Source organism: Lentzea flaviverrucosa, from assembly GCF_003350445.1.
Taxonomy (GTDB): Bacteria; Actinomycetota; Actinomycetes; order Mycobacteriales; family Pseudonocardiaceae; genus Lentzea; species Lentzea californiensis.
Genome location: NZ_QQAU01000005.1, coordinates 274,783 through 287,788, shown reverse-complemented (window position 1 = coordinate 287,788; position 13,006 = coordinate 274,783). Strand labels below are relative to the sequence as shown.

Annotated in this window: 13 protein-coding genes; 7 read left to right on the top strand and 6 right to left on the bottom strand. The window is 69.6% G+C overall.

Annotation, left to right across the window (positions count from 1 at the left end; all coding sequences use genetic code 11):
* The first annotated feature begins 131 nt into the window (after positions 1-131).
* Positions 132-827, top strand: coding sequence for a hypothetical protein (locus DFR72_RS18130; protein WP_090066061.1), 696 nt, complete (start codon positions 132-134; stop codon positions 825-827).
* Here DFR72_RS18130 and DFR72_RS18125 read toward each other — a convergent pair.
* Entirely contained in the window at positions 792-1,268 is a 477-nt protein-coding gene (locus tag DFR72_RS18125; protein ID WP_090066062.1) for a DUF6328 family protein, read from the bottom strand. The two genes, DFR72_RS18130 and DFR72_RS18125, sit on opposite strands and share 36 nt — an antisense overlap.
* A 69-nt stretch (positions 1,269-1,337) precedes the next feature.
* Complete coding sequence (locus tag DFR72_RS18120; protein WP_170176307.1) at positions 1,338-2,018, bottom strand: DUF4241 domain-containing protein; 681 nt, start codon at positions 2,016-2,018, stop codon at positions 1,338-1,340.
* Between the two features lie 109 nt (positions 2,019-2,127).
* Between DFR72_RS18120 and DFR72_RS45600 the strand changes: the two genes are divergently transcribed.
* The 6 genes from DFR72_RS45600 to phoU all read left to right on the top strand — a co-directional run bounded on the left by DFR72_RS45600 (position 2,128) and on the right by phoU (position 9,021).
* Positions 2,128-2,328, top strand: a complete 201-nt coding sequence (locus DFR72_RS45600) for a hypothetical protein (protein ID WP_170176296.1) — start codon at positions 2,128-2,130, stop codon at positions 2,326-2,328.
* Between the two features lie 10 nt (positions 2,329-2,338).
* The gene (dusB, locus tag DFR72_RS18115) at positions 2,339-3,463 is read left to right on the top strand and encodes a tRNA dihydrouridine synthase DusB (RefSeq protein WP_245983111.1); all 1,125 of its coding nucleotides are present in this window, start codon (positions 2,339-2,341) and stop codon (positions 3,461-3,463) included.
* Complete coding sequence (locus DFR72_RS18110) at positions 3,456-3,908, top strand: hypothetical protein (RefSeq protein ID WP_090066064.1); 453 nt, start codon at positions 3,456-3,458, stop codon at positions 3,906-3,908. Before dusB ends, DFR72_RS18110 begins: the two co-directional genes overlap by 8 nt.
* Positions 3,909-4,049: 141 nt before the next feature.
* Complete coding sequence (locus tag DFR72_RS18105) at positions 4,050-4,898, top strand: GGDEF domain-containing protein (RefSeq protein WP_090066332.1); 849 nt, start codon at positions 4,050-4,052, stop codon at positions 4,896-4,898.
* A 307-nt stretch (positions 4,899-5,205) separates the two neighbouring features.
* Complete coding sequence (locus DFR72_RS18095) at positions 5,206-8,283, top strand: LCP family protein (RefSeq protein WP_143086720.1); 3,078 nt, start codon at positions 5,206-5,208, stop codon at positions 8,281-8,283.
* Positions 8,284-8,355: 72 nt separating this feature from the next.
* Entirely contained in the window at positions 8,356-9,021 is a 666-nt protein-coding gene (gene phoU / locus DFR72_RS18090; RefSeq protein ID WP_090066067.1) for a phosphate signaling complex protein PhoU, read from the top strand.
* Between the two features lie 12 nt (positions 9,022-9,033).
* On the opposite strand, the gene DFR72_RS18085 is transcribed toward phoU, so the two are convergent.
* The 4 genes from DFR72_RS18085 to pstC are packed head-to-tail and all read right to left on the bottom strand — an operon-like array spanning position 9,034 to position 12,984.
* Positions 9,034-10,194 carry a hypothetical protein gene (locus tag DFR72_RS18085; protein WP_090066068.1) on the bottom strand — a complete coding sequence of 387 codons (1,161 nt, stop codon included), beginning with the start codon at positions 10,192-10,194 and terminating at the stop codon, positions 9,034-9,036.
* A gap of 27 nt (positions 10,195-10,221) precedes the next feature.
* Positions 10,222-10,998 (bottom strand): phosphate ABC transporter ATP-binding protein PstB, encoded by a 777-nt coding sequence (gene pstB / locus DFR72_RS18080; protein ID WP_090066069.1) that lies wholly within the window; start codon positions 10,996-10,998, stop codon positions 10,222-10,224.
* Between the two features lie 10 nt (positions 10,999-11,008).
* Positions 11,009-11,923 (bottom strand): phosphate ABC transporter permease PstA, encoded by a 915-nt coding sequence (gene pstA / locus DFR72_RS18075; RefSeq protein ID WP_090066070.1) that lies wholly within the window; start codon positions 11,921-11,923, stop codon positions 11,009-11,011.
* Positions 11,920-12,984, bottom strand: coding sequence for a phosphate ABC transporter permease subunit PstC (gene pstC / locus DFR72_RS18070; protein WP_090066071.1), 1,065 nt, complete (start codon positions 12,982-12,984; stop codon positions 11,920-11,922). Before pstC ends, pstA begins: the two co-directional genes overlap by 4 nt.
* Positions 12,985-13,006: the final 22 nt, after the last annotated feature.

Below are 13,006 nucleotides of genomic sequence, written 5' to 3'. Positions count from 1 at the left end.
TTGCGGGGAAACGGTTCCGGGAATCAGGGAGAAAGCAGGGTGCCACCTAGGGGTCTAGGACCACGGGCCGAGTGGCGAGTCGGACCGCGGGCCGATCAGAAGTCGTCACGACGGTGACAGCGTCTACGGCCATGAGGTTTCCGAACGGGTGGATTGGTGGCGCGGCGCTGATCGCCGGGCCGGTGCTGTTGCTGGCGGGCACGCTGTTGCGGTCGCCGTTCCACTTCTTCTTCCCCGACCAGTTGCGGGCGGTGGCCGAGCATCCGGGGTTGGTGCAGGCCGCCTACACCGCGTTCCTGGCGGGCAACGTCGTGATGTGGGCGGCGGTGGCGTGCCTGGCGGATCGGATCGGAGTGCGAAGTCCCAGGTGGGCGGCCTGGGGTGGGGTGCTGGTGACGATCGGGCTCTTCGCGCGGACGTTCCACGCCGGGGTCGACCAGGCGGCGTTCAGCGCCACCAGGCGCCTGGGGGTCGAGGGAGCCACGGAACTGGTGGCGCGCGGGTACGGAGACCTGCACCTGTTCAGCTTCCTGTCCTTCACGATCATGTTCGGCTGGTTCGTGCTGGCGATCGGGACGTACCGCGGTGGCGTGCTCGGCAAGGTCCGGGCGGTGGCGCTCGCGACCATGGGCTTGCTGCCGCTCGGCGTGCTCAAGGGCACCGAGGTGTTGTCGATCGTCGGGACGGTCGGTCTCTGCGTCGCGTTGGTGCCGCTGGGGGTTCAGGTGCTGAGGGAGCAGCCGCGGCCCACGAGGAAGAACGTGCTGATCGCGGTGCCGGTGGCGGTGGGACTAGGAGCGCTCGCCGTCCTGAGCACCATGGGCTGAGGCGATCGGCAGCGCGAACCAGAGGCCGGCGAAGATGACGAACGCCAGCGCGCCGACCAGCACCGCCGGCCAGCCGCCCAGGATCACCTCGGCGAGCAGCAGGACCGTGCCGGTCATCGCGAGGGCCAGGAAGGCCAGACCGGTCAGGGCGAACGTGTTGCCCGAGCGGACCACCTCCTCGCGGCGGCCCTGGCGGAACAGGACGCGGTGCCACGCGGCGGGGGCCGTGAGGAAGGCGATGGCCACGGCGGCGCACAGCACGGTGACGAGGTGCGTGACGCGGATGTAGCTGCTGACGGACTCGTACTTCCCGGTGAACGCGATCGAGAGCAGGAAGCCGAACAGGATCTGCACACCCGCCTGGGCCACGCGGAGCTCCTGGAGGAGCTCGTTGAGGTTGCGGGCGAGTCTGCGCTGGTCCGACTCCTCTGCTTCGCTCATCGTCTCCGCGTACCCGCCTCTGACCTGTCGAAACGCCGAAACGGCGTAACTAGGCCGTTCGAACGGGGCCTATACGCGGTTGATCACGAAGAAATCGGTCACGAACGCGACCGGGTCGCCTGCGGTGTTGCGGCCTACCCAGGTCGGGTAGACGCCGTCGCCCCAGCCCGTCGAGAACGCCACGACGTTCAACCCGGACCTGGCGTCGGTCACGTTGGCCGGGCCACGGCCGCCGCCCACCGCGCCGAGCGCGTCGATCAGGTCGCAGTTGCCCGCCTCGTCGTCGCTGGCCAGCCGGTCCAGCGCCGAAGCCGCGGCGAGGTCGAAGAACGCGCCGGTGCTCGACTTCACGTCGTACCCGAACTCCGGCATCACCGGCAGCATGGGCACGTGCTCGCCCGCCGTCACGGCCGGACGCCACGAGTACGCGGGCTCGTCCTTCACCGTCACCCTGGCGGCCGCGACGCGGTAACCCTGCCGCTCGTCGGGAAGGCCGTCGCCGTCGATGTACGACACCAGCGAGACCGACACCGGGTAGCTGCCCGGCTCGACCACGTCGGTGAACGGCTCGGCGTCGTCCGGCCACACCACGAACGGGTCGGCCGCGACGAGCCTGCCCGTCGGCAGGGCCAGCTCACCCACCTGCCGCACGCTGATGACCTGCTGTTCACCGCCGCCGGTCGACTTGCCCACCGGCCCGTCGACGAAGAACCGCTCGAACCCGGACCTGATCAGTTCAACCGCCCCCACAGGTACGCCACCTCCGACTGCATGTTGGCAGAAGGGTCTGACACCCGATCGGGGCACCGGGGGTGTTCGCGTTCGGTGAAGTCCGCTACGCCGCAACGAATCCGCTGCCGTGCTGGTCAGCATGGCGGACGCGGGTCTGGTCGCGCTCGGTGGCTGCCTCGTCACCGGCGACGGCACCGATCCGCATTCACAATGCCCGCAGCTACACCGGCGGGCCGGCGATGAGCGTGACGAACATCGCAGCCAGGCGGCGGTCTTCGACGCCGTCGCGGTCACTCTCGGTGAAGATCGCGGCAGGTCAGTGCCGTAACCTGAAGGGCGTGTCCGTTCCCTCCACGCTGAAGATCGGCCCGTTCGCCGTCGACCCGCCCGTTGTGCTGGCCCCCATGGCCGGCATCACCAACGTGGCGTTCCGGCAACTGTGCCGTCAGTACGGGGCAGGGCTCTACGTCTGCGAGATGATCACCGCGCGGGCCCTGGTCGAGCGCGACGCGATGACCATGCACATGATCACGTTCGACGAGGGCGAGAGCCCCCGGTCGATGCAGCTCTACGGCGTGGACCCGAAGAACGTCGGCGAGGCCACGAAGATGATCGTGGACGAGAACCTCGCCGACCACATGGACATGAACTTCGGTTGCCCGGTGCCCAAGGTGACGCGCAAGGGCGGTGGCGCCGCGCTGCCGTACAAGCGCGAGCTGTTCCGGCAGATCGTGCGGGCCGCGGTCCGCAACGCCGGGGACATGCCGGTCACCGTCAAGTTCCGCATCGGCATCGACGACGACCACCTGACGTACCTCGACGCCGGGCGCATCGCGCAGGACGAGGGCGCACAGGCCGTGGCACTGCACGCGCGCACGGCGTCGCAGCGGTACTCCGGCAAGGCGGACTGGTCGGCCATCGCACGGCTCAAAGAGGCCGTGACGAGCATTCCGGTGCTAGGCAACGGCGACATCTTCAGCGCTCAGGACGCCCTCGACATGGTCGCCGAGACGGGCTGCGACGGCGTGGTCGTCGGGCGTGGCTGCCTCGGCCGGCCGTGGCTCTTCCGCGACCTGCAGGCGGCGTTCCGCGGCGAGCCGATCCCGCAGGGCCCGAACCTCGGTGAGGTCGCCGAGGTGCTGAGCCGCCACGCGCGGCTGCTCGCGGCCCACGACGGCGAGCACAAGGGTCTGCGCGACCTGCGCAAGCACATGGCCTGGTACTGGCACGGCTTCCCGGTCGGCGGCGACACGCGCCGGGCGTTCGCGATGGTGTCGAGCCTGCAGGAGCTGGACGACCTCATCGGCACGCTCGACAAGTCGGTGCCGTTCCCCGAGAACGCCGAGGGGCCGCGCGGCAGGCAGGGTTCGTCGGCGAAGGTCGTGCTGCCCGAGGGGTGGCTGGACGACCCCGAGGACGCCACGGTGCCGTCCGGTGCGGACGTGATGCACTCCGGTGGCTGAACGCGTCGCGGTCCTCTTCCTCGCGCTCGCGCTGCTGGCGGGCTGCGGTGGGCCGGTCGCGGGCACGGCACGGCCGGTGCGGCTCAGCGACGACGGCCGCGCGAAGTTCAAGGAGTACTACGCCCGCGTCAACAAGGCGGGCGAGGAGGGTGCGTCCCAGCAGTCGAAGCTGCTGAAGGACACGCAGCACCCGGACTTCCGGCAGAAGACGTGCGACCTGCGCGGCGCGACGATCAAGGTCGAGCCGACGTGGGGGACGCTTCGCATGGACGCCGACTGGGCACCCCCCGGTGAGAAGGCTCATCCCCGGGGTGACGTGTACGTCGTCGCGGTGACCATCACGTTGCGCAAGGAAGACCAGGCGATCGGCAGCCAGATCGGGTCCATGCACGTGGTGCTCCTGGACGACGAGGTGTACGGGTTCGCGCCCTGCCTCGGTGGCTGAACGGGTTGTTGATCTTCCAAGCTCACTGGATCGGAGCAGCTGACGGTCAACCGGACGGGGGAAATCCCACCCCCACACGTCCTTCTAGCTCAAGCGCCGCCCCTTGGGGGACGACACCTGGCAGGTAAGGAGGTGACCGCGATGACCGCACTGCGACCCGAGACCGCAGAGATCCAGCAGGCCGACGCCCCAGTCGACAAGCAGGGTCCTGACCTGGTGGCGCTGCACGAGTCCATCGCGACGTTGCTCGCCTCCCGCGGCCAGTGGCGCCAGGCGTACCAGCACCTGCGTTCCGCGCTCGACCTCGTCCACGCCGACCAGGTCGAGGAACCGCACGTTCCGGAGCAGCTGCGCCGCGAGGTCGAACTGCTGCGCCGGGAGCACGCCGAGGCCCGCGAGCAGAGCCTGCGCGACAGCCTCACCGACTCCTACAACCGCCGTTACCTCGACCAACGGCTGATGGACATGCTGACCGAGCACGGAGCGTGCCGGGACGGGCTCGCCATCGCGCTGATCGACCTCGACTGGTTCAAGCAGGTCAACGACACGTTCGGCCACCTCCTGGGCGACCGGGTGCTGCAGCGCGTGGTCGAACTGCTGCAGCAGGGCCTGCCGGAAGGCGCCTTCTGCGCCCGCTACGGCGGCGAGGAGTTCGTGCTCGTGCTGCCCCGCGTGGACGCCACCGCCGCCGTGGAGATCGCCGAGGCGGCCCGCGAACGTGTCGAGCGTCACCCGTGGCAGGACGTCGCACCGGGGCTGCGCGTGACCGTCAGCGCGGGCCTCGCCTACGAACCGGCCGCGGACGAGGCGCCGGAACGGCCGGCGGTCAGCGCCGAGCAGCAGCTGCTGCGCGCCGACAGCCTCCTCTACACGGCCAAGCAGTCCGGACGCAACGCGGTGGCGTACCGTGCCGACGGACGGGTTCGCCTCGCGGGTGCTGCCTCAGGCAGGCGTGCGATCACCGAGTCACGTGTTCTCGGTTACTACTGAGTGAGCTGGCTCACCCGTTCAGGGCAAGCGCCCTACTCGTAATCGCGTAGAGATCGCAGTTGTATCACCCGGAGTGGTCGTCAGAAGTCGCCTGCATCCGTAGTATCGCGGGCGCAACTGACACGACTGACACGCCGATGATGCAACCCTTGTGTCCCGGTCGTCGTCACTTCGTAATGACGAACCGCTTTTGCTTCTGACCCAGAAGGGAGATTGGGTGCCCGACGACCCCCGACGTGGCGGCCCCTCTTCCCGTGGTGATCAGGATCCCCAGCACGACCAGCCGACCGGCCGTAGACGTCGCTCGATGGAAGGCTCTGGGGGCCTGAGCGTCTCGGAGCTCATCGAGCAGCACAGCAGGACGAACATCCCCCGGCCCGTCCCGCCAGGCTCGCCCGACGAACCCACGACAGGCAGGCGTGCCCTGCCGGAACCCCCCGAGGCCACGGGCAGGCGTGCACTGCCTGATCCCCCGGCCCACCCGCAGCAGCCTCCTGCGGCACCGCGGCAGCAGCCGCCCGCAGCTCACCGGCCTGGTGAGCAGACGGGCACGCGCCCGCGGCCGGAGCAGGCAGCCCCGCAGAACTTCACCGGCGACCCGAACGCCAGGCGGCGCAGGCCCGACGCCCCCGCCGAGCCGAACGGTGCCCAGCAGACCGGCACGCGTCCGCGTCCCGTGCCCGGTGAGCAGACCGGACCACGGCAGAGGCCTGTCCAGAACCCGGTCCAGGGTCCAGCCCAGACCGGGCAGCGACCGAGGCCCGACGGGACGGGCATGCAGCGCCGCCCGGTGCCCGGGGAGCAGCCAGGCGGTCCCGCCCGACGCCCGGCACCAGGCGAAATGCCTCCGGCACGGCGGCCCGCCCCCGGCGACGCACCGTCGTCCAACGGCATCCCGCGCCCCCCTGCGCCCGACGTCACCGCCAACGGCATGCCCAGGCCGCCGGCTCCCGGCGACCCGCGGCGGATGCCTCCCGGCGACGCGCCCTCCTCGAACGGCATCCCGCGGCGTCCCGCGCCCGGTGGTGCGCCCGAGGCAGGTCTGGCCGGCGGAGCGGTCCGCCGACCGGCACCCGACGGGGCACCGCCGCGCAGGCTCCTGCCGGGCGACGCGCCGTCGTCCAACGGCATCCCGCGCCCGCCGGTACCCGGCGACGTCGGCTCGAACGGCATGCCCCGCCCGCCGGCTCCCGGTGAGGCCTCGCAGCCAGGTCCGAAGCGGCCGGTTCCGGGCGAGGTCTCGCAGCCAGGCGCCCTCCAGCGTCCCCCCGCACCGGGCGGGTCGCCGGACGGCCCCGCACCTCGCCGCCTCCTGCCGGGCGACGCACCGTCTTCCACCGGCATCCCGCGTCCTCCCGTCCCCGGTGAGGGTCCGGACAGCGCCGGCCGCCGCCCCATGCCCCCGAACGGGGACATGCCGGGCAGGCAGCCGATGCCGTCACGCGCGGAGTCGAGCGGTTCCCGGCCGATGCCCCCGCGGGCGGAGTCGAGTGGTCCGCGGCCGGTTCCCGGCGGCCTCGCCAACCGGCTCGGTGAGCCCGCGGGCGAGCCCAAGGCCGACGCGCCCGGTCCCGAGGCCACCCAGATCGCCCCTGCGGCGGGGGTGGCCAAGGTCGAGAAGCGCGAAGAGATGGACCCGCTGAGCCTCACCACCGAGATGGAGGCCATCGGCGACGACGTGAAGAAGCGTCGCGAGGTCGACCACACCCTCGCGCGGTTCTCCGCGGTGCACGACGAACTGCTCGAGCAGGAGCGCCAGCGCAAGGAGCGGCGCGCCAAGCTCATGCCGTGGGTCAAGGACGGCGAAGAGGGTGAGCTCGTCGACGAGGCGACCCAGTTCGCCGAACCCGTCGTCCCCGACGAGGAGGACGGCGCGCAGCGCCCCACCGGCCGCACGCCCAAGCAGCGCAAGCTGATGCGCACCGCCAGGGTCGGGGCGATCGCCGCCGCGGCCGTGGTGTTCGCGTCGACGGGCATCGGCTGGGCCGCGATGCAGTGGGCCGACTCCAAGATCCCGAAGATCGACGCGCTGGGCGGCAACTCGCAGGCCGTGCAACAGGCGGAGAAGCAGCTCGGCGACGAGAACTTCCTGCTGGTCGGCTCGGACACCAGGGCGGGCGCCAAGCCGGGCGACAACGTCGGCACGCAGGCGCAGGAGGGTGGCGCGCGGTCGGACGTGATCATGCTCGCGCACATCCCCAAGGACCGTAAGCGCATGGTCGTCGTGTCCCTGCCGCGCGACGTGCGGGTCGACCGTCCCGCGTGCCGCAGCTGGAACCCGGACAACGGGCAGTACGCGGGCCCGCTGGCACCGGAGAAGGGCGTCCTCGCGAACTCCGTCTACAACGACGGTGGACCCGAGTGCGTCGCGAACATGATGACCCAGCTGAGCGGCCTCAACATCAACCACTACGTCAGCATCGACTTCGTGGGCTTCCGCGAGATGTCGACGGCCATCGGCGGCGTGGAGATCTGCACGCCCACGAAGATCGTCGACGACGAGCTCGGCGTGGTGATCGACAAGCCGGGCAAGCACACGCTCAAGGGCGACCAGGCGCTGCAGTACGTGCGCGCCCGCAAGGTCCAGGCCCAGGGCGACAGCGGTACCGACTTCGACCGGATCAAGCGGCAGCAGGGTTTCCTGTCGGCGATGCTGCGCCAGTCGCTGTCGAACGAGGTGCTGCTGAGCCCGACCAAGCTCAACAACTTCATCAACGCGCTCACGAAGTCCACGGTCGGCGACAACATCGACGTCGCCTCGCTGCTGGAGCTCGCGAACTCCCTGCGGAGCCTCGACGCCGGCCGCGTGTCGTTCGTGACGATGCCGCACTGGACCGACGAGGGCCCGACGAAGGCGAACACCGACAACATCGAGCGACTCAAGGACGACGACATCAAGGCGCTGTTCCAGACGATCATCGACGGAACGCCGTTGCCGCAGGAGAAGGTGACCGACCCCAAGGCCGGCGACACCAACGCTCCCGCGCAGCCCGGCACCCTGGTGGACCCCAAGGAGGTCAGCATCCAGGTGCTCAACGGCGATTCGTCGAACGACGGTGCTGTCGGCAGGACGGCGAACGCATTGGTGCAGCAGGGTTTCAAGGTCGTCAAGCGGGACAACGCGCCGGAGCAGGCACCGAAGACGATCATCAAGTTCGCCAAGGGCAACGAGAACAAGGCCGCGACGCTCAAGGCCGCGGTGCCCGGTGCGGAGCTGGTCGAGTCGCCCGAGATGGGCGGAGCGGTCCAGTTGGTGATCGGCAAGGGCTTCGACGGCAAGGTCCAGCCACCGAAGCCGGGCGCTCCGCAGGGACAACCGCAAGGTCAGCCCGGCACCGATCTGTCCATTGTGAACGCGGCACAGGACCCCTGCGCGGCGAAGTGATTCGCCTGGGGTTCACCTCCGGTTCATCCTGGCATGTCGCTGCCGCGATGGTCGGGACGTAGGCTGAGCGCCATGCGCGAGGCCTACCACGACCAGCTCGAACAGCTCGCCGACCAACTGGCCGACATGACCGGCATGGTCGCCGAGGCGATGCAGAACGCGACCGCAGCCCTGCTGCAGGCCGATCTCGGCCTGGCGGAGCAGGTCATCAGCGGCGACCAGAAGGTCGACGACGTCCGCTCCAGCATCGAGGAGCAGTCGTACGCGCTGCTCGCTCTGCAGGCACCGGTCGCGACCGACCTGCGTACCGTTCTCGCGGTGATCCACGCCGCCGAGAGCGTCGAGCGCATGGGCGACTTGGCGCTGCACGTGGCCAAGGCCGCGCGCCGCCGGCACCCGGCGTCGGCGTTGCCGGAGGACGTGCAGCCGTACTTCACCGAGATGGGCCGGATCGCGGTCAAGCTCGCGAACGAGGCGGCGTCGATCATCCGCAACAAGGACGTCGACCGTGCGCGCAGCCTCGAGGACGAGGACGACGCGATGGACGACATCCACCGCCACCTGTTCTCCGTGATCATGGACAAGGAGTGGCAGCACGGCGTTCCCGCCGCGGTCGACGTGACGCTGCTCGGCCGCTTCTACGAGCGCTTCGGCGACCACGCGGTGTCGGTCGCCAAGCGCACGGTCTTCGTCGTCACCGGCCGGATGCCCGGCTACGGTGGCGACGACAACCTTTAGATCATTCGGAAATCAGCGAAACTGCCCATCGCGCTCTGCCACCAGCTCCGGATCGGCGTAAGCCTCGGAGAACTCGGCGAGCACGGTGGGCAGTTCTTCGTCCCACACCGCCCGCGCCTCGTCACGCGGCAGATTCCTCGCGTCCACCGTGAAGTACGCCCACGCGCGCACGATCTCGGGCAGCAGCGCCAGGTCCGCGTCGGACACGTGCAGCTTCGCGGCCACGTTGAGGATCAGCACGGCGGTCAGCGACGCCGGCCCGTAGACGACGGGATCCCGGTTCTGTTCCACCGCAGCGGAAACGACGATCCGCGCGAACGCCCGGGCGGCCTCGACGTCGGCGATCCCGTGCTCCGAGGCCAGGAACGCGCCGACGACCTCGTCCGTCCTTTCCGGACTGATGGCGGGGATCTCGTACTCCTTGGGCACCAACGCGCTCACTCGGGCGTCGGCGAGGGCGATGAGCTGCACGGGGTGCCGCACGTCCTCCTCGCCCATCAGACCCTCCTCGGCCTCCTCGTCCGGGCCGTCCTCCCAGAACTGCTCGATGTCCGGCCACACCAGGTCGTAGACGCCGGTGGCGCTCAAGGGGGTGATCTCGTCGCGGAACGCCTCGGGCGTGGAGGCGATCATGTCCTCCAGCAACGCGACGGTGCCCTCGTCCGGCGTCGAGAACAGCTCGATCGCGGTGGCGCCGAGCACCGGCTGGCGCATGAACAGCACGGTCTCGCCGACGCCGGCGCGTTCCTGGGTGATCGCGATGACCTCGACGTCGCCCAGCAGGTTCGTGACGAGGAAGGCGTCGCGGAAGTCGGGGACGGTGCCGGCGACGTACCAGTCCGGCTCGGCGATGCCGCGTGCCGCAACGGTTTCCGCGGCGGCGAACGAGGCGGCCCTGTTCTCCTCCGAGCCCACGCCCGCCAGCGCGCGCAACGCGGTGAGCGCCGCGGGGTCGTCCATCGCCTGCAGCGCCTCGATCAGCGGCGCGGTGCCGGACCCGGCGAGCCAGAGCGTCGCGTAGAGCTCGCTCGCCCAGGCGTCCGCGAGCAACCAGGACTCGGAACGCACCGCGGCCGCCGACTCGAGCAGCGCCCCGTACGGGGACTGCTGCTCGGGCCTGCGGCCGGGGGCCTTGCCTTGCTTCTTCTTGCGGCTCTTGCTCTGCGGGCTCACGCCAGCAAGATAGTGCAACCCGCGAATTTAGCCGAACCGGCCGGAGATGTAGTCCTCGGTCGCCTTCTGGCTGGGGTTGGAGAAGATCTTCTCCGTGTCGTCCACCTCGATCAGCTGTCCGGGCTGACCGACACCCAGCAGGTTGAAGAACGCGGTCTGGTCGGACACGCGCGCCGCCTGCTGCATGTTGTGAGTCACGATGACGATCGTGTACTCCTTCTTCAGCTCCGTGATCAGGTCCTCGATCGCCAGCGTGGAGATCGGGTCCAGGGCCGAGCAGGGCTCGTCCATGAGCAGCACGTCGGGCTGCACCGCGATGGCACGCGCGATGCACAGACGCTGCTGCTGACCACCGGAGAGGCCGCCGCCCGGCTTGTCGAGCCGGTCCTTGACCTCGTTCCAGAGGTTGGCGCCGCGCAGCGAGCGCTCCGCCACCTCGTCGAGCTTCTTCTTGTCCTTCAGGCCCGCGAGGCGCAGCCCGGCCACCACGTTGTCGCGGATGGACATCGTGGGGAACGGGTTGGGGCGCTGGAACACCATGCCGATGGTGCGGCGCACCTCGACCGGGTCCACAGTGGACGTGTAGATGTCCTCGCCGTCGAGCAGCACCTTGCCCTCGACGCGGGCGCCGGGAGCGACCTCGTGCATGCGGTTGAGCGACCGCAGCACGGTCGACTTGCCGCAGCCGGAGGGGCCGATGAACGCGGTGACGTTCTTCGGCGGCACCGCGAGCGAGACGTTCTCCACGGCGTGAAACTTGCCGTAGAAGAGGTTCAGGTCCTTGATGTCGAGTCGCTTGGCCATGTTCGCCCGCTCACTTCGTCTTCGGCGCCAGCGACCGCGAGATCACGGTCGCCAGGAGGTTGAACAGCGTGATCAGCACGACGAGCGTGATCGCCGCGCCCCAGATGCGGTCGAAGCCCGCCGCCGTCGGGTTGTTGCGCTCGTTCACCATCATCAACGGGAGCGACGCCATGGGGCCGTCGAACAGGTTGTAGTTGATGAACGGGGCGTACGCCGCCAGCACCAGCACCGGTGCGGTCTCACCCATGACGCGGGCGAGCGCCAGCATGATGCCGGTCAGGATGCCGGACAGCGCGGTCGGGATGACGATCTTGGCGATCGTCTTCCACTTCGGGATGCCCAGCGCGTAGGACGCCTCGCGCAGCTCGTCCGGGACGATCTTGAGCATCTCCTCGGTCGTGCGCACGATGACCGGCACCATCAGCAGCACCAGCGCGAGCGACACGGCCAGGGCACTGCGGCTCAGGCCGAAGGTCGTGATCCAGACCGTGTAGACGAACAGCGCCGCGACGATCGACGGGACACCGGTCAGGATGTCGACCATGAACGTCGTCGCCTTCGACAGCCGCGAGCGGCCGCCGTACTCGACGAGGTAGATGGCGACCATGATGCCGATCGGCACGGAGATCACGGCGCAGACGAGGCCTTGGACCAGCGTGCCGTAGATCGCGTGGTACGCGCCGCCACCCTGCTGCCGGGCCAGGAGGCCCGACATGGACTTCTGCCACCAGTCACCGTCGAGGATGACCGGGAAGCCGCGTTGGATCACGGTGTAGAGCACCCACACCAGCGGGATGATCGCGATCAGGAACGCGCCCCACACGAGTGCGGTGGCCATGCCGTTCTTGATCCGGCGGCTGACGCTGACCGACTGGAACGTCGGCGGCGTCGCGAGGCGCTGAGGATCCGCGAGATTCGTGCTCACTCGTACTCCTTGTGGCCGGCGACGATCGAGCGCGCGATGGCGTTCACGACGAAGGTCAGCACGAACAGCACCAGACCGGCGGCGATGTAGGCACCGGCCGAGCGCGCGTCGTTGAACTCGGGCGCGGCCAGCGCGATCTTCGAGGCGAACGTCGAACCACCGTCGAACAGCGACCAGCCGAACGAGCTGGTGGCGGTGCTCAGGATGATCGCGACGGCGATGGTCTCACCGAGTGCGCGGCCGAGGCCGAGCATCGAGGCGCTGACGTAACCGGCCTTGCCGAACGGCAGGACCGTCGTGCGGACGACCTCCCACTTGGTCGCGCCGAGCGCGATGGCGCCCTCGACGTGCATCGTGGGCGTGCGCTCGAAGACCTCGCGGCTGACGGCCGTGATGATCGGCAGGATCATCACCGCGACGACGATGCCGGCGGTGAAGATGGTTCCGCCGAGCTGCACGTTGACGTTGCCCTTGGCGAAGATCGGGATCCAGCCGAGGTTCGCGATCAGCCACTCGGAGAACGGGAACAGCACGGGGCCGAGCACGAACAGGCCCCAGAGGCCGAAGACGATCGACGGCACGGCCGCGAGCAGGTCGATGACGTAGGCGAACGGCCGGGCGAGCCTGCGCGGCGCGTACTGCGTGAGGAACAGCGCGATGCCCAGCGCGATCGGCATGGCGATCAGCAGGGCGACCAGCGCGACCACGACCGTGACGAGCGTCAGGTCGAGGATGCCGAACCGCAGGTTCGTGGGATCGGTGGTGTTCCACTCGCGGCTGGTCAGGAAGTTGACGTTGTCCAGCCCGAGCGACGGGATGGCCTGCAGGATGAGGAACAGGCCGATCGCGCCGATGAGGACGACGATGAAGACACCGGACCCCGTCGCCAGGCCGCGGAAGATGCGGTCACCAGGCCGGACGTGAGGTGCCTTGGTCGTAACTGGAGCTTCCGGTGTCGGGGGAATCGGAGCCTCCGAGGCGGTGGGAGCAGCCGCGACGCCCCGCTCGGCCCCGGTGTCACCGGAGCCGGCGGGGCGCTTGGCCACGACGGGATCGTTCATCGCGTCTGTGTGTCAGCCGAAG